The sequence below is a fragment of the Promicromonospora sp. NPDC057488 genome, from assembly GCF_042802395.1.
Lineage (GTDB): Bacteria > Actinomycetota > Actinomycetes > Actinomycetales > Cellulomonadaceae > Promicromonospora.
The window spans coordinates 84,619-106,767 of the sequence record NZ_JBHVEG010000002.1 but is presented as its reverse complement, the minus strand read 5'-3'; the positions used below and the strand labels follow the sequence as shown (position 1 = coordinate 106,767).

11 protein-coding genes and 2 pseudogenes are annotated in these 22,149 nt (G+C 66.1%); 4 read left to right on the top strand and 9 right to left on the bottom strand.

Annotated features, from left to right (window positions below):
* Together ACFU5G_RS01080 and ACFU5G_RS01075 are read left to right on the top strand one after the other, a co-directional pair.
* Positions 1-1,407 (top strand): annotated as a pseudogene (locus tag ACFU5G_RS01080) (Tat pathway signal sequence domain protein); the annotation flags it as partial.
* Positions 1,404-4,277: a hypothetical protein gene (locus ACFU5G_RS01075; RefSeq protein ID WP_377239872.1), complete on the top strand. Its 2,874-nt coding sequence runs from the start codon at positions 1,404-1,406 to the stop codon at positions 4,275-4,277. The pseudogene ACFU5G_RS01080 and the gene ACFU5G_RS01075, both read left to right, overlap by 4 nt.
* A gap of 906 nt (positions 4,278-5,183) precedes the next feature.
* On the opposite strand, the gene ACFU5G_RS01070 is transcribed toward ACFU5G_RS01075, so the two are convergent.
* Positions 5,184-6,254 carry a LacI family DNA-binding transcriptional regulator gene (locus ACFU5G_RS01070; RefSeq protein ID WP_377239869.1) on the bottom strand — a complete coding sequence of 357 codons (1,071 nt, stop codon included), beginning with the start codon at positions 6,252-6,254 and terminating at the stop codon, positions 5,184-5,186.
* A 103-nt stretch (positions 6,255-6,357) separates the two neighbouring features.
* Between ACFU5G_RS01070 and ACFU5G_RS01065 the strand changes: the two genes are divergently transcribed.
* Entirely contained in the window at positions 6,358-7,368 is a 1,011-nt protein-coding gene (locus ACFU5G_RS01065) for a LacI family DNA-binding transcriptional regulator (RefSeq protein ID WP_377239867.1), read from the top strand.
* A 151-nt stretch (positions 7,369-7,519) separates the two neighbouring features.
* Here the strand turns inward: ACFU5G_RS01065 and ACFU5G_RS01060 are convergent, their stop codons facing one another.
* The 5 genes from ACFU5G_RS01060 to ACFU5G_RS01040 form a co-directional block, all read right to left on the bottom strand.
* Positions 7,520-7,852 carry a hypothetical protein gene (locus tag ACFU5G_RS01060; RefSeq protein WP_377239865.1) on the bottom strand — a complete coding sequence of 111 codons (333 nt, stop codon included), beginning with the start codon at positions 7,850-7,852 and terminating at the stop codon, positions 7,520-7,522.
* A 204-nt stretch (positions 7,853-8,056) separates the two neighbouring features.
* Entirely contained in the window at positions 8,057-13,150 is a 5,094-nt protein-coding gene (locus ACFU5G_RS01055; protein WP_377239863.1) for a carbohydrate-binding protein, read from the bottom strand.
* Positions 13,151-13,356: 206 nt separating this feature from the next.
* Positions 13,357-14,346, bottom strand: coding sequence for a hypothetical protein (locus ACFU5G_RS01050; RefSeq protein WP_377239861.1), 990 nt, complete (start codon positions 14,344-14,346; stop codon positions 13,357-13,359).
* Positions 14,347-14,393: 47 nt separating this feature from the next.
* Positions 14,394-15,026, bottom strand: coding sequence for a hypothetical protein (locus ACFU5G_RS01045; protein WP_377239859.1), 633 nt, complete (start codon positions 15,024-15,026; stop codon positions 14,394-14,396).
* A gap of 229 nt (positions 15,027-15,255) precedes the next feature.
* Positions 15,256-17,946, bottom strand: a complete 2,691-nt coding sequence (locus ACFU5G_RS01040) for a carboxypeptidase regulatory-like domain-containing protein (protein ID WP_377239857.1) — start codon at positions 17,944-17,946, stop codon at positions 15,256-15,258.
* Positions 17,947-18,359: 413 nt separating this feature from the next.
* On the opposite strand from ACFU5G_RS01040, the pseudogene ACFU5G_RS01035 reads away from it, so the two are divergent.
* A pseudogene (locus ACFU5G_RS01035) lies at positions 18,360-18,734 on the top strand (transposase); the annotation flags it as partial.
* A 69-nt stretch (positions 18,735-18,803) separates the two neighbouring features.
* Here the strand turns inward: ACFU5G_RS01035 and ACFU5G_RS01030 are convergent.
* The 3 genes from ACFU5G_RS01030 to ACFU5G_RS01020 are packed head-to-tail and all read right to left on the bottom strand — an operon-like array spanning position 18,804 to position 22,006.
* A complete protein-coding gene (locus tag ACFU5G_RS01030) occupies positions 18,804-20,120 on the bottom strand; it encodes an ABC transporter substrate-binding protein (RefSeq protein ID WP_377239855.1) in 1,317 nt (438 codons plus the stop codon).
* A 40-nt stretch (positions 20,121-20,160) separates the two neighbouring features.
* Positions 20,161-21,072: a carbohydrate ABC transporter permease gene (locus tag ACFU5G_RS01025; RefSeq protein WP_377239853.1), complete on the bottom strand. Its 912-nt coding sequence runs from the start codon at positions 21,070-21,072 to the stop codon at positions 20,161-20,163.
* Entirely contained in the window at positions 21,062-22,006 is a 945-nt protein-coding gene (locus ACFU5G_RS01020; protein ID WP_377239851.1) for a carbohydrate ABC transporter permease, read from the bottom strand. Before ACFU5G_RS01020 ends, ACFU5G_RS01025 begins: the two co-directional genes overlap by 11 nt.
* Between the last annotated feature and the right edge of the window lie 143 nt (positions 22,007-22,149).

Sequence of the window (22,149 nt, the reverse complement as noted above, 5' to 3'; positions counted from 1 at the left end):
GACACCTACCCCGAGCAGCTCGACGCCCTGGAGATCACCTACGAGGACTACGAGCCCGAGTTCGGCACGCCCTACGGCGTGGCCCGCACCACCGAACTGATGTTCTGGGCGCTGGCCGCCACCCCGACCGCCGAGCGGTTCACCGAGCTCGCCGCCGCGAGCGCCACACCGCCGCTGCTCGTCACCAGCCCGCGGCACAACCACCGGGCGGGCGTGTTCGGTTCCTGGTCGCCCGTCGACCGCTCCACGCCGGCGCGAGCAGAGATCGAGGACAGGCTGGAGGCCATCCACCGCTACCACCTCGGCCAGGTCGATCAGCGCTCGTGGTACGGCTTCTGGGACTACGGCGACGTCATGCACGACTACGACGGTGATCGCCACCAGTGGCGCTACGACGTGGGCGGGTACGCCTGGGACAACTCGGAGCTGTCCACGGATCTGTGGCTCTGGCACCACTACCTGCGCACCGGCGACGCTGCGGCGTTCCGGTTCGCCGAGGCGATGTGCCGGCACACGGGCGAGGTCGACGCCTACCACCTGGGCGAGTGGAAGGGTCTGGGCACCCGGCACGGTGTGATGCACTGGGGTGACAGCGCCAAGCAGGTGCGCATCAGCAATGCGAACTACCGCCGGCCGCACTACTTCCTGACCGGGGACGAGCGCAGCGGCGACCTCCTGCGCGAGCTGGTCGGCTCCGACCGCACCTACCTCGTGCTCAACGCCGGTCGCAAGGTGGATGGGTCCACCGGCGAGTACGACCCCGATCCTTCGGCGCTGCCCCTGAGCAAGACCACGGACTGGGGCGCCATCGCGGGCGCGTGGTTGACCGAGTGGGAGCGGAACGGCGACCCCGCCGCCCGTGAACGGCTGCTGGCCAGTGCCCGGTCCATCGCGGCTCTGCCCAACGGCTGGGCTCAGGCGGGTTCCACCTACGACCTGGCGACGGCGACGTTCTCGTCGGGCCCGGAGAAGGCCGTGTCCGTCGGCAGCCTCAGCTCCGTGTTCGGTCTCATCGAGGTCATGACCGAGCTGATCGACCTGGTCGACGAGCCCGAGGTCGAAGCCAAGTGGGTCGAGTTCTGCCGCCTCTACAACGGCACCAAGGAGGAACAGCGCGCGGAGACCGGCGCGGACTGGGGCAGCCTGAACCTCAAGCAGTCGTACTCGCGCGCCACTGCCTATGCCTCCGTCAAGCTCGACGACGACGCCCTGGCAGCTCGTGCATGGCAAGAGCTGGCTACCGGGCATGCCGGATATCCGGCAGACCATGACTGGGGGACGCGCCGCATCGAGCCACCCGTGGCCCTGCACTCGGTCGACGAGGCCCGGTTCTCCACCAACGCCAGCGCCCAGTACGGTCTCGCTGCCATCCAGTGCCTCGCCCTCGTCGGGGAGAAGCTCTCATGACCGCGCGTCGGGCGTTCGCGGCAGGAGCTCTTTCCCTGGTCCTGGCGACGGCCACTGGTGCGCCGTCGATCGCCGCCCGCATCGAGGGCTCGGCGCCCGGCTCCCAGGTTGGCAGTGCTCCCACTGGGCAGAGTGCTCGCCCGGTGGAGAACCTGGGCCGGGGACTCGTCGCGGTTCGGGAGGGCGCGGACCGCGTGCTGGTGAGCTGGCGGCTGCTCGGTCTCGACCCGTCGGGCATCGGCTTCAACGTCTACCGGTCGACGGCCGGTGGGGACGAGGTACGTGTCAACGACGAGGTGCTCACCGCAGGCACGAACGTCGTGGACACGGATGCCGACCTGAGCCGGACGACCACCTACCGGGTCCGGCCGGTCGTGGACGGGGCCGAGGGCTCACCGAGCGCCCCGTACACCCTGACCGCCGACCACCCGGTCGAGCCAGTGCACCGGATACCGATCGGGCAGGGCGGCCCGATCAAGTTCGTATGGGTCGGAGACCTGGACGGGGACGGCGAGTACGACTTCGTCGTCGACCGGCAGACCAGTCCTCAGTCGATCGAGGCCTACCGCAGTGACGGCACGCCGCTGTGGTCGGTGGACATGGGCCCGAACAGCGTGGACCAGGACAACATCGAGGGCGGGTCGGCCACGATCGACGTGGGCCATTGGGACGGCGTCACGGTCGCCGACCTGGACAGCGACGGTCGAGCAGAGGTCGCCGTCCGCGTCGCGAACGGCGTCACGTTCGGCGACGGCGAGACCTTTGAGCTCGACGACGATGTCCACCAGGCTGTCGCGGTCCTGGACGGACGCACAGGTGCGATGCGCGCGACAGCGCCCGTACCGGACGACTACATCGAGGACGGTCCGATGTACGCCCGCTTCGGTGTCGGCTATCTCGACGGCGTCCGCCCGCACCTCGTGGCTCACATGAAGAACCGTGTCGGCTCGGAGGGCTTCAACCTCATGATCGGTGCCTGGACCTTCGACGGAGACCGGATCTCCCAGGAGTGGACCTGGCACCGCGGCGACACGGACGCCCCCGACGGGCACAACACCCGCATCGTCGACGTGGACGGCGACGGCCGCGACGAGGTCGCCGAGATCGGGTTCGTGCTGAACGGCGACGGCAGCCTGCGCTACTCGCTCGGCCCGGACGTCGTGCATGGCGACCGCTTCCACATCGCCGACATGGACCCCGACCGACCCGGCCTCGAGGGCTATGGCGTGCAGCAACGCAACCCGTCCGGACTCCTGGAGTACTACTACGACGCGGCCACGGGCGAGCTGCTGTGGGAACACCACGGCGATCCAGGAACCGACGTGGGAAGGGGCATGGTCGGCGACATCGACCCACGCCACCCCGGCATGGAGGCCTGGTCGTTCTCCGGCCTGTACAACGCGCCGACGAACGAGCTCACCGAGCCGGACACGAACCTCCGGCCCTGGCCGCATCTCGGCCTGTGGTGGGACGGCGACCCCATGATCGAGCTGCTGAACGACGGCAAGATCGAGCAGTGGGACCCCGAGAACCCCACCCCGTCGGGATCGCTGCCGAGAATCGAGACGATCAGCCGGTTCGGAGCGAAGAACGCCGCCGGCGGGCGCAACCCCGCGATGGTGGGAGACGTGCTCGGCGACTGGCGCGAGGAAGCGATCTACCCGGGTACCGAAGACGACGAGCTCGTCGTCTTCGCGACCGACATCCCCACCGACCTGCGTCTGCCGACCTTGGCACACGACCCTGCCTACCGGAACGCCATGACGCTCAAGGGATACCTGCAGTCCCACCACACCAGCTACTACCTGGGAGACGGGATGGAAACACCGCCACGGCAGAACATCACCTACGCCGGCTCCGATGCGCAGCCCGGAGCGGCTGCGGGAAGCCAGCGCCCCCGTGCCGGCGAAGGACTGCCCCACTGCACCGGCGAGAGTCCGATCACGTGCACCTTCGACGTGCCGCCCGGGCACTACGACGTGACCGTACTGCTCGGCTCACGCGACGAGGCGGCGGAGACCACCGTCCTGGCCGAGGCCCGCCGCCTGATGGTCGACGCAACGGCGACATCCGCAGGCGAACGGGTCCGACGATCGTTCACCGTGAACGTACGGGACCCTGAAGGCCAGCAGAACGATCACGCGAAGCCAGGCGGCGACGGACTGACGCTGACGTTCGCCGGCCCGTCACCGAAGGTCACGGGGATCAGCGTGCGGCGAGCATCTCCCCGGACCACTCGGGTCGCGCTCCTCGGCGACTCGACGGTCACCGACCAGGAGAACGCCCCGTACACCGGCTGGGGGCAGCGACTCCCTGTCCACTTCGGCCGGGGTGTCTCGGTGATCAACCACTCCGGGTCGGGCGAGAGCACGGTGTCCGCGCTCGCCGACCCGCGGATGTTCGATGCCCTCGAACCGCAACTGAGGAGGGGCGACGTCGCCCTCGTCCAGCTGGCACACAACGACAAGACCACGACGGCTGCCGAGTACCGCGCCAATCTCACGGAGATCGTCACTCGCATCCGCGACCGCGGTGCGACGCCGGTGCTCGTCACACCGATCGTCAGACACCGCTTCGAGGGCGACCGGCTCAGTCCCACCGGGCTCATCGTCACGGACAACGCGGACCTCCCCGCAGAGATGCGAGGCCTGGCGGCCGATCTCGATGTGGCGCTGATCGACCTCACGGCGATGAGCAAGGAGCTGGTGGAGGGGCTGGGCCCTGCGGACTCGGAGCCGCTCTACCTGGTCAGGGTCAACGGCGACCGCACCCACACCTCGGAGCACGGTGCATCGGTGTACGCCGGCCTGGTCGCCGGCGAGCTGGAACGTCTGGGCCTGGTCCGGGAACAAACCGGGCGGAGCGAGTAGGTGACGCCGGAATCTCACACGTCCACGCCGGCGGGGCCTTTCGCCTTCGTCTTCTGGAACGACGACTCTGGGCGACGAGCAGATCCTCGACCAGCTGCGCGAGCTCGCCAAGATCTGCCCCGTGGCAGATGGCGGATCACCGCTGTCCTGGACGCGCCGAGCGGGGCACGATACGTGGCGCCCATCCCGAACAGGACGACGGTTCGGCTCTCGCCCCGCGGCGGCGGACCTGCTGCGCAAGGACGCGGTCGACGCCTTCATCGAGCTCCCCCACGACGCCTACGCGCGGGCGCTCGGCGACCATCTCGGAACGACGGTCGTCGCACTGTTCACGGACGAGCCGTTCCTGCTCGGCCGCAATCCTCGTGCGGACGCCCGCCCCTACACCCCGGGCCTTGAGCACGACGCCGCGACGTCCTGGGCACGGAGGTGGACGACGTGCTGCGGCGGTTTCCCCAGCTGTGGGACTCGGACGATCCGACACGCCCCGGCGGGTCGGATCCGACGGCGGCCGGCTTCCCCCGTCTCTGGGACGAGGTCGTGCGCACCCGGCTGCACGAAGTCTTCTATGACAGCCAGGCCGCCTGGTGCACCGCGCACGGGATCGCCCTGACCGGCCACCCGGCCGAGCCGGACGACCTGTCCACGGCGACCAGGCTCCACTGGCCAGGACAGGACACGGTGTGGCGGTGGGTGCTGCCGGGAGGCGTCGGCTCGCTGGACGCCCCCGAGAGCGCCGCCCGTTCACGAGACGCCGAGACCTCGGTGGCGGAGGCGCTCGGCGCCTACGGGTGGCGGCTCACCTTGGACGAGGCACGCTGGCTGCTGGACTGGTATCTGAGTCGCGGGGTCACGACACTGGTCCTGCACGCGTTTTTACCTCACCGACCATTTAGGAGACACGCCCTAGATTCGTGGGGGTGTGCTGTCGCGCACGACGGTCCGTGCGACGAACTCGACACGGCGCCGCTCGGGGACAGCCGTGCGCAAGGCCAGCTCGACAGCGGCCCCACCGACCGCCTCGAGCGAGAGGTCCACGCTGGTCAGCCCCGGGGTGACGTCGTCCGCGTCGACCACATCACCGAACCCCGCGACACCGATGTCCCGGCCGGGTTCAAGCCCTGCTGCGCGGAGCGCTCTGAGCGTGCCGAGCGCCATCGTGTCGTTCGCCACCACCAGGCCGTCGACGTCGGTCGGCCCATCAGACAAGAATGCGGCCGTGGCGGCGAAACCGCCGTCCCGTGTTCTCGCGACCTCCGGACCTCGGTGCGGCTGTACGACGCGGACCCCTGCTGCGCGGGCGCCTTGGAGCAGCCCTCGTTCCCACGCACGCACGTCGGGCGCGTCCTCGGCTGGCCGGATCAGCCCGAGCGACCGATAGCCCAGGTCGCGCAGCGTCGTGGCAAGAAGGTACGCACCCTCGTGACGAGGCACGACCGCGGTATCGAAGGGCAGGTCGTCGTCTCCGGCAACCACGACCCGTCCGCCGTCACGCTCGTAGCTCTCAAGCTCGCGCAGAAGCCGGCTGGAGGAGGACCACGAGCCCGTCCGCGTGCTCGTGAGCACGAGCGCCCGAGGGCGCTGCCCGCGCAGCAACCGGATCGTGCGGACCTCGTCGCCCGTGACGTCGTCGGCGCCCGTAATCGTCACCATGAGCCCGGCCGCACGGGCCTTGTCGATCGCGCCGTGCACGAGCTGAGCGTTGTACGGGTCGCGGATGTCGGAAACCAGCATCGCGATCGTCGGCGCGGAACCGGTCGTCGTGGCACGCGCCGACGAGTTGGGCCGGTAGCCGAGGCGGTCGGCAACCTCGAGGACCCGGGCCCGCACCTCGGTCGCGACGTACTGGGACGTCGGGTCCATCGCCCGTGAGGCGGTTCCGAGCCCTACACCCGCTTCGCTCGCGACATCCCGAAGGGTGACGGTCGAACGTTTAACCGCGCGTGCCTGCGCCTCGCCGCTGAGATTCTTCGACACAGTTTCATCTTCCCATCTCCGAGGTCGGTGCTCCGTCGAGTGGCGGGCGACACACGGGATACTGGGCACGAGTCAGGAAATCAAAGGATCGGAGCGCGCAGCGATGGCATGGGATGCGGCGGGCGGCAGCGCAACGTTGCGCGACGTCGCCGAGGTGGCGGGTGTGTCGGCCTCGACGGCATCCCGCGTACTCAACAACGGCGGACAGGGGGTCAGCAATGACCTGTCCGTGCGAGTACGTGCCGTCGCCGACGCCCTCGGCTACGTGAGCAACCAGGCAGCGCGGGCACTACGGGGTCATCGGTCGGGAGTCGTGCTGTTGGCGAGCGATCCCCGCACCTCGTCCATCGCCGCCATGGCGGCCGGCATGGAGGAGGCGGGCCGGGAGCGTGGGGTCTCGGTCTCGATCGCGGCCGTCGGACCGGACGCCGATGCTCACCTCGCGGTGCTGCGGATCCTGCGAGGGATGCGCCCGCTGGCCCTGGTCGTGACGAGTGCGAGCTTCGTGGGGACCGAGAGCGCCAGGATCCTTCCGGAGCTCGAGGCCGCCAAGCGCGAGGGTGCCAACGTCGTGTTCATCGGCGAGCACGAGTACGACTTCCCGGCCATCCGGTTCGACGACGTGCAGATCGGGCGGACCGTGGCCGCGCACATGGCCACCCTGGGCCGCGCCCGGCCCGCGATCCTCACCAGCCAGGGTCACCCTGCGATCGAGGGGCGCACGCAGGGCTTCCTGGAAGGGCTCACGGCACGGGGATACGACGGCGAGTCGATTCCCGTCGAAAGCTCGGAGGTTAGCCGGGCCGGGGGCTACGCGTCCACCAACCGGCTCCTGCGACGTCGTGAGAGGCCGGACATGATCCTCGCCGGCAACGACGTGCTCGCGATCGGTGCGCTGCACGCGCTGCGGGATGCCGATGTGGAAGCCCCTGGCGATGTGGCCCTGTCAGGGGTCGACGACATCCCGATCGCCCGCGACCTCACCCCGGCACTGACCACTGTCTCCCTGCCCTTCCTCGAGGCGGGCCGCGCCGCGCTGGCCCTCGCTCTCGAGACGTCGATGCCGAAGGACGTGCACCTCAACAGCACGCTCGTGACGCGCGAGAGCGCGTGATCCGGAGTTCTCCCTAGCGGGACATGTTGCCTGGGCTGAGCGGCGGCGGTGCTTGAAAAACACCCTCCGCGAGGAGAGACATGTAACCGCGTTCGACAAGCCTAGACGGCGAACCTGGCGAAACTTCGGAGCACCGGCGACCCGGCAGAACTCATCGGCGAGGAGCCCGTTCCGGCCACACTCCGAGGCCGGGTACATAGCGGCCGGACCTCTGGAGCCACTCGTCAAAGGTCGGGATCCTCGCCCGACCTGCCCGCTGGCTCGGGGACTCTTCACGCCACCGACCAACCTGGAAAACGACGAGGTCGAGGTAGTCCACACCGAACGCGAGCCACGTAGCGCCGAAGTCCGCGAGTTCTACGCAGTCTTCGACGGACATCCGATCCGCGAAGCCGAGGCCGGCCGACTCGCCCAGCGTTGCTCCAAGACTCCGTTGGAGGTGACGCCATCCCTTCGGCATTCCGGACTCCTCCTCCTCGAGCACCGCCACAGCTCACGGACGGCGGGCACCCAGCGCTCGACTTCGTCCACGACACCGATGTGCCCCATGTGATCTGTGGCAGTGGTGCCGCTGTCGGGCGGATGGCAATCGTGCCGAAGCCGTTTCCCAAGGAGTTCCGTGACGACGTCATCGCGGTCGCGCGTCGCACTCGGCGTGTGGGGAGGCCCTCGCGGGCCTCCCCACTGATCAGCAGGTCTTCGCCGGATACGAAAGGGCCTGGCGCGTGTTCTTGCTTGTGCCTTGGACCTGAGCCGTCGCCGTCACGATGAGTTCCCCAGCGGGAACCGCGTTCAGACGGGTGGTGAAGCTATGGAAGACGCTCTTGTCGGCGCCGACGACAGCGAAGTTCTTCGCGCCGTAGGCAGATTCGAGCGCGATCGCAATCGGACCGGTGTCCTGGTTCTTCACGGTGACCGCAAGCAATACCTTCGACGCGACGCAGCGCGCCTCGACCACGACTTCGAACTTCACGGCGCTGCCGACCGTTACCGGCTCGGACGGCGCCGAGGACGGCGAGTCGCCTAGAGCGTTCGTTGCTACAACACTGGCCGAGTAGACACCGCTGGCTACAGCAGTAATCGTCACACTCGTGGCCTCGCCGTCGACGGCTCTGGTGATCGGCGCGGGTCCGCCCGAGAGCGTCACGGTGTACCCCGTGATTGCCGAGCCGCCGTTGTTTGCGGGCGCCGCCCACTGGACTCTCACCTCGTCGCCCTCAGCTACGGCCGCCGGCTTGGCAGGGGCGTCCGGGACACCCGCAGCGACGTCCACGTTGAGCTCAACATCGAGCGACACACCATTCGCGGTGAAGCCTGTCGGCAACGCGACTTTCCCTTGGACTGCCACCGGTTCGGTGACTGTCTCCGGCAGTGCCTCGTCCCAATCGACCGATGCCGACACGGCGGCGCCGTTCGCGGTGAGCTCGATCCGATCCGGCAGCTGCGATCGAAGCTCGTCATCAGTGGTTCCCTTCGGAACGGTGATTCCGTCGGGCTGTTCGACCGAGCTGATCGGAGTAGCAGGGACGGCACCCAGGAATCGGAACGTCTGGAGATTCGCTGACGCGCCGGCTGGTACCTCAACTTGGAGGGAGAAGTCGCGCTCGCTGACGATCTTCGGGTCGATCTTGAAGAACTGGGTGTGGTTCTCGCCGTACTGGGAGTCGCGACCGTACCCGATTCGCGGTTGCGCCGTGAGCGGGATCTCGACCCCGTCGGCACCCTCCGTGACGAGCGTGACCTTCACGGGCTCATCGGACCCGAGGGTCATCTCGAGTGCCGCGGCTCCGGCGTCGCCGAACTGTCCGTTGGTGTAGGGAAGCCGGATGCTTCCCTGGATCGTGCCACCGATCTCGAGGGCTTCAAACGACGACCCACTGCCAACGAGCTCAAGGTCCGGGTTCGACCGTGGGTCGATGGCGGCGTAGGGGTCGGTGGTCGGGATCTCGACGAACGAGAAGTGGTTCAACTGCAACCCAGCAGTCTTGGCCACGATCGTGATGTCCTTCGTACCCGTGATCCTCGGGATGGTGAATCGCTGCGACTCCGCGTGGAGCGCATCTCCAGGCCCGTCTCCCGTGCTCTCGAAATCGACGGTTGAGATGAGGGTCCCACTGATGCCGCCGTCACGGAGCTCCACCTGTACTGGCAGACCATCCGCGCGAGAGTTGATGCCGTTGAGTACGAATTCACGCGTACCGACGGACCCGAACTTGACTCCCGTGTGCGTGGTCCATGGGCCGGATCCGACCGGGCCATCCACTACCGTCTCGGTCGTGCTTGTTCCGTCTACTCGGTCCGTCACGAGACGTGCGCCGGTGATCGCGGAGGTGTAGCTTTCCGACTCAATCTTCGAGTAGGCATACGGTGCTTTCGTCAGCTGGATGTAGTTCAACGCGATGCTGCCGTTGACGAAGACCAGGGTGAGATCCTGCACGCCCTCCAGTCCAGTGAGGTCGAACGTCCGCGAGACGTACGACGTCCAGCTCGATCCAGTTTTGGCGAAGTTGATCGTGGAAAGCAGCGTCCCGGTCGGACCGCCCTTGCGAACCTGGATCACTGCTGCAGCACTGGTCGAGGACGCGTTCGCGCCGTTCAGCGTGATCGACTTCGACCCGGTCAAGAAGTCCCGGGCTTTGTAGGTGATGTAGTCACCTGCAACGACGCCGCCGATGACGGTCGCGGCTTTGCCGTCGACCGTCGTACCTGTTTCCGTCTTGAAGTTCCTGCTGCCGACGTCGTAACGCTCGGCTTCGAACTGTGCGTACCCGTCATTGCTCACGTCGAACATGTCGTCGAGTGCGGCGACCGAGACACCGGTGTAGCTCGGCGCGAAGTCCGCGGAGCCCATGTAGTCGAGCATGCTCGAGTAGAGCTGCGTGATTTCCGGATGCGACTTGTCGAAGAGATCGAACGACGAAACCATCAGCGACCCGGCACCCACCTTGGCCTCGAAGAGGCTAGCCAGGCGGTGGTGGCGGTTGATGTGATCGATGTTCTCAGCAATGACCGGCTGATCCGCAGGCAACGAGTCCATGACGATGGCGCGAGATCCACGAACAAGGTTGTACCACTGCGCGTCACTGAAGAACTCCGTCGGGAAGTTGTCGAACACCGGGTGGTCGGCGTCGATGTAGGCGCCCAGCGTGTACGCGTCTTCCTTGGTGTATGCCTTGCCGAACGAGTCGACGCCCGTCCGCTTGGGCCGGTCATAGTTGGGATCGACGAGGTGGAAGTACTTCGACCAGTAGTCGGGGCGCCAACCGACCTGCACCGAGTTCGGGATGTCGGCGCCCTTCGGCACGAACAACACCCGTCCTCCAGCGGCGAGCCGGTCCTTGGCGGCCTGGTCCCACGTGCGGGTCACGTACACGTTGCTGGGCACCGTGGTCGACGGTGCAGCTGGGTATACCCAGACGTTGTAGAAGTTCGAACCGGTGAAGCCGGACTCTGCCTTCAGGCGCAGCACGAGCTTGGTCGGCTTCGTAATCGACGACAGGTCGATGGAGAGGTCCTTGACGTCCCTGACGACTCCCTGATCGATGTGGTCGATCGTGAAGTCACCTGAGGCGATGATGTCGCCCTTGTCCGTCACGACGTCCTTGCCATCGATGGACAGCGTCTCTTCGCCGAGGGTCCATGAGACGCCGAGGTCCGCGAGATCAGTCGAGCCGTAGTTGGCGATCGTGACTGTCGGCTCGATGTCCTGGTCGTTCGTGTAGACGAACGTATCGAGTTTGCCGAGGAGTGAGACGTCGTCGTTGAATGCGCGGTAGTCCGAGCTGGCGAGCCCGCCGATCTTCTCATCCATGAAAATGTCGAGGATGCCGACCAGGGCCGTCTGCTGGCCAGGGAAGTCCTGGATGCTGAGCAGCTGGTAGCCAGCCATCTCTGACGTGCGAATGTTGGCTTCGATGTCCGCCTTGTATGCGGTGGCAGCGAGCCTTGTGGAGGCTAGAGCGAAGCGGTCCTCCATGTCGCTGAGTCCCGAGGCAGCCGCCATGCTCTGGTAGCGGGACAGGTTCCGAGCTTCGAACTTACCCTCACGGACCACACCACCTGAGTCGGTGTAGCTGGTCCGATACTTGGGGATCTCCTCGCTGAAATCGGGATAGTTCTCGTACTGCCCGGTCTCGTGGCCCATGATGGGCATGTTGTAGCCGGCCGTGCCCGTGTCCATGGTGAAGCTTGAGTTCGGCTGCATGGACTCGAGGAAGCCACCGCCGCCTTCGTTCTTGTACGAGAAGGACATGCGGACTGCGTCCTTCTCGGTGCGCATGGTCGCCCAGAAGTCGTCACCGGTGTTGAGGCTTGCCCCGGTCAGGTTCGCGTTCGTCCCCTCGGCATAGAGGCGTGTCGGGTCGAGTTCACGCATGAACGTGCGAAGCCGGTTGGACGCGTCGCGTGAGGCTCCAGCTGTGCTGGTGACTTCGTTGCCCCACGTCATCGCGACGTAGGAGGGGTGGTTCGCGAGGTGCTTGGCGATCAGCTCGGCCTCTGCCCGGTTGGGCTCGTAGTTCGCATCGAGGCGGCCGCCGAAGCGGTACAGCTCGGGCTGCATGTAGATGCCGAGCTCATCGGCGGCAGCGAACGCCGCCTCCGGCGGTGACCACGAGTGGAAACGGAAGAAGTTGATACCGAGGTCCTGGGCCTTGCCGAAGAACTTTCGCCACTCCTGCTTGGTCATGTACGGGTATCCCGTCAGCGGGAAGACAGCCGAGTTTGCCTCGCCACGGAGGAAGGTCACGTCGCCGTTGATGGTGAAATGACGGTTGCCGGGTCCGCCGGCGCTGAACTCGCGCATCCCGAACGAGGTTTCGTAGCTCGCGCTCGGAATGCTCACCTCGAGGTCGTAGAGGTTGGGCGTCCATTCGCTCCACAGCTTGACGTTGTCCCCCATGGGCACGCTGTAGGAGAAGGACTGGACCGCACCTGCGGCGACCGTGCCACCCGCACCCGTGAAGGCCGGGATCTGTGCGGGAGCTTCGCCTTCCGTCCCGTTGTAGCTTTCGCCGGTGATCGAAACGGCCGGGAAGCTGGACGCGCGCGAGCTGGCGTTGGCGACGGCCACATTGACGAGCGCTGCGTTCTGGTCGAGGTCGGGGTACACGCGGACGTCGCGGATTGCGAGCGCCGCCGTTGCCACGAGCTCGAACTTTCCGATGATGCCGTTCCAGTTGGTCTGGGTCTCGCGCGTGATCATGTGGTTGTCGGTCGTGAACTGCGTGATGGAGTTGTTGACCTCGATGGTGATCGTGTTCACCTCGCCCGCGCGGATGCCCGTCAGGTAGTACTCGTGCGGTGTGCCGTACGAGTACTTGCTGTTGAACGCAGTCTGCTCGACTCCGTTCAGCCACACCCGGGTGTCCTTTGTTCGCTCCATGAACAGGGTGATCTGCTTGCCGCTCCAGTCAGCGGGAATCGAGATGCGCCGTTGGTAGACAGCCGCTCCCACGTAGTTGTACAGGCTCGTCAGACGGTCAATGCTGCTTGAGCCGTCAGGGTTCCCCTTTTCGTTCTCGCCCATGGTGCCGGGAAGCAGCACGCTCTCCGAGAGCGTTCCGTTCGGGTCGGACGTTGCGTATCCGCCGGTCTTGAACTCCCATGAACCATTCAGGGAAAGCACGTCGCCGGTTACGTCGCCGATCCTCGGATCGGTCGGGGCGTCGAGGGAGGCTGGTGGTGGGGCCGCGGTTGCAGCGAGTGGTGTGAGCGCGACGGCGCTGGCCGCGAGCGCGACTGCTACCAGCGGGGCCGTGATCGCGCGGATCAGTCGAGGCATTCTGAACTCCGTTGTTGATGAATGCATGAAATCGTCGGGTGGCGCGTGAGCAGAACGGGGTGTTTGCGCATGTGCGCAAATTAAGGTCTGTGAGGGCAAATGGTTGAGCAGTCCTTCGACGCGATTTGCACCTCGATGGTGAGCGCGCCGTTCAGTTCGTCACGGTGATCACCTTCAGCCACAAACTTTCAGCGCTGATTGCGACGTCAGCTGACGGCTTCGCGTCGACCGGCCTCGCGCGCATCGTCGAGGAGGCGGTGAAGTTTTGCCTTGCTCCGGCGGCGTGAGCCGACCAGGCCCAGTGCAACGAGAATGGTGCCCAGAATCACGATGATCTGGGGCCACGGAATCGCCCATGTCGTGATGCTGGTCGTCACAGGGTTGAGTTCTCCGTCTATGCCCTCGGCGGTCGGAGCCAGGGTGAGGTCGGACGAGATGAGGAAGGTTGGCCAGACAGCGTTGCGGCTGAGCGTGATCGTGCGGGATTCACCGGGCAGGAGTTCGCCGCGGTCTTGCGTTGATTCTCCGTTGAGACTGTCGCTGTAGCGCAACTGCACGTTGCCGGTGTTCTGAGCGGTGTAGGTGACCGTCATGAATCCTCGATCCAACGGGTTCCAGGAGTAGGTGTAGTCAGTCGATGTGGTGGTGATCGCAAGAGCCGGATCGAGTTCGCCGTTGACTCGTGTGAGGACTCGGAACCCGACTCGGCTTTCGACGCCAACCCGGGCGCCCTCGGCGGAGGTCGTGGTGCTTCCAACGGACGCAGCTAGACCGGCGGCGTGGTCGCCGGGGGTGGCGTTCTCGGGAACGTGGATCTGAAAGGGGATGATCGATTGCTCCCCCGCGGGCACGATCGCGGTGGGCTGAACGTCGATCCAGGTGCCCGCCTGCTTGGAAGGTTGGTCCGACGGCAGCATGTTGAATCGGCCGGTGTCAGTGAAGTAGCCGTCGGCCGCGGTGAGCCGGAACTCTGCGTCGGTGTCGCCGAGGTTCCGCACGGCGACGTATTCAGTGACGGTTTCCCCTGGATCCAGTTCGTGTTCGACCCAGGCTCGGCCATCCGGGCCGTCGATCGTGGCGGGCGCGACCGCCCAGGTCACTGATGGGTCGGTCTCGGCCGCGACAGCCGTACCGGAGGTTCCGAAGGCGAGCGCAAGGACGGTGACGGCTGCCGCGGCCGTGAAGAGGTGTTTCATGGTGCTCCGCCCTGGCCGGGGCGGAGCACCCCGGCCAGGTTTGCTGTTCACTCGAACAGGGAGAGGGTGAGGATGGACGCGTACGCACCGGGCGCGACGGTTGCCGGCGTGCGCAGCTTGAGGTCGGCGGTCGCGGTCCACTGGCCCTCGGGTGCGATCGCGCCGGAGTCGGACGCCATGGCAAAGAGCTCGGTGTCGACGAGGCCGACGTTGTCGGGTGCCTGGGCCGTGTCGACGGCGGAGAACACTTCCTCACCTGCGCCGACGCTGCCGGGATCGGCGTCAATCAGGCGCGGCGCCCAACCGAGGTACTCCGCACCGATGTCAGGCTGGCCGGCGTCTCCCACGAAGTCGGTTGCCGTGCCGATGACGTACCAGTACGCCCCGGCGGGAATCTCGTCGGCGGTCCGGGTGTCGGTGACGGTCACGGTGGGCAGGGTGCCGGTGAACTGGCGGATAAGTTCTGTCGAGCCATCCTCGACGAGCGATGCGGAGCTGCCCGCCACGGTGAGTGCAAGCACGCCAGGCTCGCTGATCTCAGGGATCTCGACCGTCACATCGATGTCGCTGTCGCCGTACCCTTCCTCGGCGGTCGCGATGCCGACGCCTGCCACACCGGTCACCATGAGTGCACCCACCGCGACTGCGCCGATGTGGAAGCCCCTTCTGAGGTCCATCATGTTCTTCTTCCTTCGTTTCGCCCGCAACGGGGAGCGGGTGGCGATCCGTGCGCCGACCGGCGGACGGAAAAGTGAGTTTGGGGGTCCAGTCGCTGCCCTATGGGGCCCAGTGCCGCTAGGAGGTCTGCGAGCACCAGCTACGCGGACTGCTAGCGCAGCGTCGAATTTGGGAGGTGCGGAATGCGGGTTGTGGTGTGGCCGCCGCCCGGATGGGCGACGGCCACCCCGTTCAGCAGGTTCGGTTGTTGTACGCGACGTGGTCGGTGACCGTTACCGGTGCGCCCCCGATCGTGGCTCTCGCCGTGACCGTGACCTCGCCCGCGGGCACGGTCCCCAGACGGGTCGTGAACGGCTGGAGCGCGTCCGTGCCTGGCGCGATCGATGCGATCGCCTTCGAGCCGTACGGGGTCTGCAGCGTGACGGCGACAGGCACCTCGTTCGTGTTCGTCGCGGTCGCGGCGAGCACGACCTTGCCCGCCACGCACCGCGTCTCGACGGTCACTTCCGTGGTGAGTGCGGGCGTCGGCTCGTGCTCCGCCACGAGCGTGAAGTAGCTCGCGGTTTCGGCGGACGAGCCGTTGTTCCCGCCGAGCGCGACGGTCGTGCCGGCCGTGACGTCCTTCGCGAACAGCACGTACGACGCCGCCGACCCGTCGTCAGACTTCGCCCGTAGGTCGGTCTCGACGAACCCCTGCTGCCCGACCCATGCCGGCCACCAGCTCCCGCGGCCCCGGGTGTCGAACGCGACGTAGACGGTCGAATCCCTTTCGACGGTGAACCGCAGGTAGTTCGTCGTGCCTGCGATCAGCTTGTCACCGCTCGCTCCCGGGATCAGCACCGCCCCGGTCAGCGACTCGGGGTACTGCACCAGCTTGTACGTGCGGTCCACATACTGAACCGCACCGACCTCGCCGCGACGGACGGCTTGCAGCTTCGTCGGAGTCTGCACGGTCACGTTGGGGATCACGTCGGCGGGGCCCGCCACGACGTGAACACGGTACGTGCGCGGTTCGCCCGATACCGGAGTCACCACGATCTGCACCGTCGGCTCGGCTGCAGCGGTCCCACCACCACTGACGGAGACCACGGCGGTCGCGGTCGGATTGATCGTCGTAGCGGTGACCGTGGCAGTTGTGATCGCTCGGTTCGCAGGAACAGTGACCGAAATTTCACCTGTCGTCGTGAGTGCTGCGACATCGACCGGGATATCCGAGATGGTCAGCGACGAGAGGGAGGTATCGGCGACAGCGTCGGGGTCCTCGAGCGCGAAGCCCTGGAACGTCGTCGAGCCCACGGTGGCCACGATCTGGTCTGCCGACGCGGTGGTGTAGCTGTCGCGAGAGGCGGTCACGGTGTAGCGGCCTGCGCCGAGTCCGGTCAGTGCATAGAACCCGGCAGCGTTGGTCGTCGCCGTCGGCCCACCATTGATCGAGACGGTGGCGCCGGCAAGCGGAGCACCGTCCTGGTCCTTGACCGTACCCGCGATCTGACCGCTGTCCGATGCCGCGTTCGCGATGTTCAACGTGCCGAGGAAGTCCGACCCCAACGTGTTGTTACACGTCGCGACCTGGCACTTGTCAGTGACCAGACGGTCCTCCCCGTTGATCCGCTCGTAGATGCGGTCCAGGTTGACCGTCGCCCGGTCATCGGAGTTCATCCCCGAAATGTCGACCGGGTAGAAGACGTTGCGCAGCGTGAACTCCATGAACTCCGGCCACGCCGTGTAGTGCGGCGTCGACGTCGGGTACCAGCTCGAATCCTGGCTCGAGCCCTTCCCGTAAGAGAAGAAGAACCATGGATCGACGCGGTTGAACGTCGTCTTCTCCGACGTCTGATTCGCGTAGTACGAGTAGTACACGTTCTCGACGTTGAAGTTCTTCGTGTAGTCCCAGTGGTTCGCGCCCCAGGCCGCCGCGATCAGCGCTGTGTTGTAGCGCGTTACGTAGAGGTTCTTGATCGTGATGTCCTCGATTCGGCCGTTGCCGACCTCGGGGTCGAAACGTGAGTCGCTCACGCCCTGCACGAAGATCGTCGACGTGGACGCCCCGCCGTATTTGTTGGCGACGACGTTGTCGAACTCGACGTCCTTCGTCAGACCGTTCCAGCCGATGACGAACACATTGTCGCTGCAGGCAGCGAAGAAGTCCTGGACGCGCACGTTGCTCGAGGCCTCGACGCTGAACCCATCACCGTTGCTGTCACGCGAGATGACCTTGAGGTTCTTGCTGGTCACGTCCTGGCTGTAGAGGACGGTGACGTTGTGGATGCCGCCGCCCGCGGTGACATCCGTGACGATGACATCCTCGATTGAGACGTTCGATGACTGCACGATGTCGAGGTGGTTGCCCTGAACCTCGTCGTAGGGTCCGGTGTGGTCGGTCCCGATCTTGCTGGGATCTTTTCCGTCGGTGTTGGCGTAACCCACGATGATTCCGGGGCCGACAATCTTGATGTTCTCCGCCTGCTTGGCGAAGGTCGTTGCGCGCAGTACAGCTCCGGGCTCGAAGTAGTAGATGGTGTTGGACTGCAGCCGGTAAAAGTGCGCGGACGGTTCGGTCACGCCTGCGGGAATCGTGACCACGTTGGTGTAGACCCCGCTCGCGGTCGGAACGTCGACCGGCTTGTCACCGAAGATGAATAGCTCCTTGGTGATGTCGCCGTTGGCGCGGAAGATAACTCTGGTGTCGCGGTAGTCGTTCTCGTCTGTCAGAACGAAGGATGCTTCACCCGTGGCCAATGCACTCGACGTGATGCCGTAACGCGCGGGCTCGATGGCGAAGGTGCTGAACCCGGGGTTGTACTTGACACGAACGGTCACTGAACCAGTGAAGGAGAAGTTCGCGACAGCGCGTGACTCCGTCACCCACACGTTCGCCGGCTGGTCGTTGACCCAGACGCTCCAGTCGGAGGTCGTGCCCATGCTCGCAGGGAACGGGTAGATGTTCACTTCACCGCTGTCAGCCGTGGCGGCGGTTGTTGGGTCTGGGGCCGCATGTGCGCTTACCGGGCTGAGGACGCCCGTGACGATGAGTGCGAGCAGGACCAACGCCGCGAGAGCGGCGCGACCGAGTGAACTTCCCTTGGGTCCGGGGAAGGCGAGCGATGCGGCTAGTGCAGCGGCTGGAGGAACGGCGTCAGCCGAGGCTGCCGTGTGTGTGCTGGCGCGTGGGCGCCGGATTCCGAGCTTCATTGCTTCTCCCACTTCATCGTGTTGGCAGAGAGGTCCGGACGGTCGAACGGGTGTTGCGGAGGTCGTGTAGTCGGGTCGGGTGGGCATAGATGAGCGGCATTTCCGTGACAAGGACCGGGGACCGCTGGGGCGCACCACCCGAGGCGATGCTCGAGCAGGTCCTGACAGACATCCGCGTCCCACGGCTGGGCCCTGGACGCCCGCGCACCACGCCGAACGCCGTCGTCGCTGACCGTGCCTACACCAGCGGCAAGTCCCGCCGGATGCTCGCCGCGCGAGGTATCAGGACCGTGATCCCGCAGAAGAAGGACGAGATCGCTGCCCGTCGCCGCAAGGGCTCGGCCGGTGGGGGCCCACCGAAGCTGGACACCGTGACCCACAAGGGCCGCAACGTCGTCGAACGAACCTTCGCCCTGGCCAAGCAGTGGCGCGCCCTGGCCGCCCGGTACGACAAGCTCGCCATCACCTACCGCGACGCCGTCGTCCTGTCAGCCTGCATCACCTGGACCCGCATTTAGGAGACATGCCCTAGACGGCTACACCTGTGGGGCCGGTCGATTGCTCGACTGGCCCCACAGGATCGTGCGCTACTTAGTGGCGTCGATGCTCGATTGAAGCTCGGCGATGAGCTTGGACGCCGCGTCGGCGGGCGTCTGCTTCTCGAACAGTACGTCCTGCAGGTACCGCAGCAGGAGCGAGTCGACCTCGGAGGCTCCGTTCGGGACGATGTCCGGTGCGTCACCGAGCATCGAGGTCAGGGAGTCGGTGTAGTCGACGGCCTTCTTCTCGTCCTCGGTCAGGTCCGCCGAGATGCTCTCGAGGACCTCCGGGTTCGACGGCAGACCGCGCTCGGTGCCCAGCAGCGCCCCTGCCTCGGTGCTGTTGGTCATGAAGTCGACGAACAAGGCTGCCTCGGCGGGGTGCTCGCTCTTGGCCGAGACCGACCAGTACATGCCCGGCTTGAAGTACTGGTACGGGGTGGCGTTGGCGTCGTCCGTGGGCAGCTTGGCGACGGTGAGGTTCGCGCCTCCGGCGGCCTCGGAGTAGGCGGTGAGCTGGGTGACCTGGGAGAAAATCATCGCGGACTTCCCGGTCGCGAAGTCCGTCTGGTCGAGAGAGGCCGCCGCCTGCTCAGCGAACTGCGAGGCCGACTGCGACGCGCCGTCCTTAGTCCAGTCCAGGGCCCGCTGGAAGTACCCCTCCAGGGTCTTCGGGTCCATCACCACATCGCCGCCGGAGAACAGCTCGTCGCCCACCGGACGCGCAGCGAGCTGCAGGGAATACTCGTTGTTCCACGGCGTGATGCCCACCGTCTTGCCGTCGGACTTCTCCGAGACCGACTTTGCGAAGGCGTCGAACTCCTCCCAGGTCCACGTGTCGGTATCGGGGAGCTCAAGGCCGTAGGCGTCAAGCACGTCCTGGTTGACGAGGATGCCGAACGACGTAGTCGAGATCGGCATCCCGTACAGCGTGCCGTCGGACTTCCCCATGTCGAGCACGGCCGGCTCGAGGCCGTCCGTCTTGAGCTGGCTGAGCGAGCCCAGGTCGGCCAGGGCTCCTCGGTCTGCGTAGGAGGCGAGGTAGAGCTGGTCCATCTGGATGACGTCGGGCGAGTTCCCGCCTGCGGTCGAGGTCGCCAGCTTGTCCCAGTACCCGGACCAGTCGGTGAACTCGCCGGTCACGTGGATGTTGGGGTACTTCGTCTCGAAGGCGTCGATGGCGTCCTGGGTGCGCTCGAGGCGCGCGTCGGCGCCCCACCAGGTGACTCGCAGGTCGACCTCGCCGTCGCTCAGCTCGGTGCTACCGCCGCCGTTCTCCGCCGTGCCGCATGCCGCCAGGCCGAGGGTCACCGCCAGGGTGCCGACTACTGCCGCCGCACGCACGGACCACGTTGTCGTACGCATGTGTGTCACTTTCTCTAGGGTGCCGTCGCCGGCAGGAGGGTTACTTGCCGCCGGTCGTGGCGATGCCGCGGACCAGGTACTTCTGGCCGAGAGCGAACGCCACGATGAGCGGGAGGACCGACACGACGCTCATGGCGAACATCGAGCCGTAGGAGGACTGGGACTGCGCATCCACGAACGAGCGCAGCGCGACCGGAACCGTGTAGAGGTTGGGGTCCGTGAGGTAGATCAGCTGGCTGAAGAAGTCGTTCCACGTCCAGATGAAGGTGAAGATCGCCGTCGTCGCCAGGGCCGGGGTCATCAGCGGCAGCAAGATCTGTACGAAGATCCGGCCGTGCCCGGCTCCGTCGATGCGGGCCGCCTCGTCCAGTTCCTTCGGCAGGCCGCGGATGAACTGGATCATGAGGAACACGAAGAAGCCGTCGGTCGCGAGGAACTTCGGCACGATCAGCGGCCAGACGGTGTTGATCAGGTCGGCCTGCGCCCAGATGACGTACTGGGGCACGATCACGACGTGGATCGGGATCATGATCATCAGCAGCATGACCACGAACGCCGGCTTCTGGAACCGGAACCGCAGGCGGGCGAAGGCATAGGCGGCCATCGAGCAGGACACGAGGTTGCCGATGATCGCCCCGGCCACGACCAGCGCCGAGTTGAGCAGGTAGGTGCTGAACGGTGCGCCGAGCGCGTTCCACCCATCCGTGTAGTTGGAGATCTCGAACGTGTTCAGCACCAGCGAGGGGTTGCCGAAGATGGTGCCGTCCGGCCGTAGGGAGCTGACGATCATCCACAGCACGGGGTAGAGGGCCACCGCGACCGCGGCGATCATCAGGGCGTGACGCACCACGCGCAGGACACGGGTGCGCACACTGGGTTTTTCGTGCCTGATCCGCTGAGGGGACGTTCCGGGCGGAACGGCCGGCGCAGCGGTGATGGTCTCAGTCGTCATAGTGCACCCAATACTTCGAAGCCCAGAAGTTGATGAGAGTGAAGGCGCCGACGATGACCACCAGCAGCCAGGCCAGCGCGGACGCGTACCCCATGCGGAAGGCGCCGAAGCCTTCCTGGTAGAGGTAAAGCGTGTAGAACAGGGTCGAGTCGCTCGGTCCGCCGGTCCCGCCCGAGACGACGAACGCCTGCGTGAACGCCTGGAACGAGTTGATGATCGCGAGCACCAGGTTGAAGAAGATGATCGGCGTCAGCAGCGGCAGCGTGATGGACCGGAACTGGCGCCACGGCGTCGCACCGTCGGTGGAGGACGCCTCGTAGAACTCGCGCGGGATCTGCCGGAGACCGGCCAGGAAGATCACCATCGGCGACCCGAAGGTCCAGATGTGCAGCAGGATGATCGTCCACAGTGCCGTGTCAGGGTCCGCGATCCACGATGTCGTCGAGTCGATGCCGATGGCGCCGAGCAGGCCGTTGAAGAGTCCGGTCTGGCCGAAGATGAGCCGCCAGAGCACGGCGATCGCGACGCTCGAGCCCAGCATCGACGGCAAGTAGAACGCCGAGCGGTAGAACGCCAGGCCGCGCATCCCGCGGTCCAGGACGACCGCGAGCAGGAGCGCGACGGCCAGCTGGCCCGGGACGCTGACGAACACGTAAGTGAACGTCACCCGCAGCGACTGGTGCAGGCGCTCGTCGCCGAGCATGCGGGTGAAGTTGTCCAACCCGACGAAGCTCGGGTCCTGCAGCAGGTTGTAGTCGGTGAACGACAGATACAGCGACGCCAGCAGCGGCGCGATCATCAGCACCACGGCACCCACCAGCCATGGCCCGAGGAAGACCAGCGCGGCCTTGTTGTCCGGGGTCTCCTGTTTGACCCGTGGTCCCGTTCTGCGGCGGGTCACCTGTTGCAGCTCTGCAAGGCTCACGGCCCTCACTCCTTCCGCACCCTCGCGCGAAGCTCCGGCGGCTCTCGCCGCTCCGCCACCCGGATCTTCCCGAGCGACTAGCCGCAATCGTGACAACGGTTCCAGAAGTTGTCAACGTCTGGTTAGACTCCCGATGCCCAGGCAATGTCCTC

Excerpts from the sequence above, each read along its gene's own strand:
- ACFU5G_RS01075 (WP_377239872.1), top strand. The coding sequence starts at position 1,404 with ATGACCGCGCGTCGGGCGTTCGCGGCAGGAGCTCTTTCCCTGGTCCTG.
- ACFU5G_RS01065 (WP_377239867.1), top strand. The coding sequence starts at position 6,358 with ATGGCATGGGATGCGGCGGGCGGCAGCGCAACGTTGCGCGACGTCGCC.
- ACFU5G_RS01055 (WP_377239863.1), bottom strand. The coding sequence starts at position 13,150 with ATGCCTCGACTGATCCGCGCGATCACGGCCCCGCTGGTAGCAGTCGCG.
- ACFU5G_RS01050 (WP_377239861.1), bottom strand. The coding sequence starts at position 14,346 with ATGAAACACCTCTTCACGGCCGCGGCAGCCGTCACCGTCCTTGCGCTC.
- ACFU5G_RS01045 (WP_377239859.1), bottom strand. The coding sequence starts at position 15,026 with ATGATGGACCTCAGAAGGGGCTTCCACATCGGCGCAGTCGCGGTGGGT.
- ACFU5G_RS01040 (WP_377239857.1), bottom strand. The coding sequence starts at position 17,946 with ATGGGCACGACCTCCGACTGGAGCGTCTGGGTCAACGACCAGCCGGCG.
- ACFU5G_RS01030 (WP_377239855.1), bottom strand. The coding sequence starts at position 20,120 with ATGCGTACGACAACGTGGTCCGTGCGTGCGGCGGCAGTAGTCGGCACC.
- ACFU5G_RS01025 (WP_377239853.1), bottom strand. The coding sequence starts at position 21,072 with ATGACGACTGAGACCATCACCGCTGCGCCGGCCGTTCCGCCCGGAACG.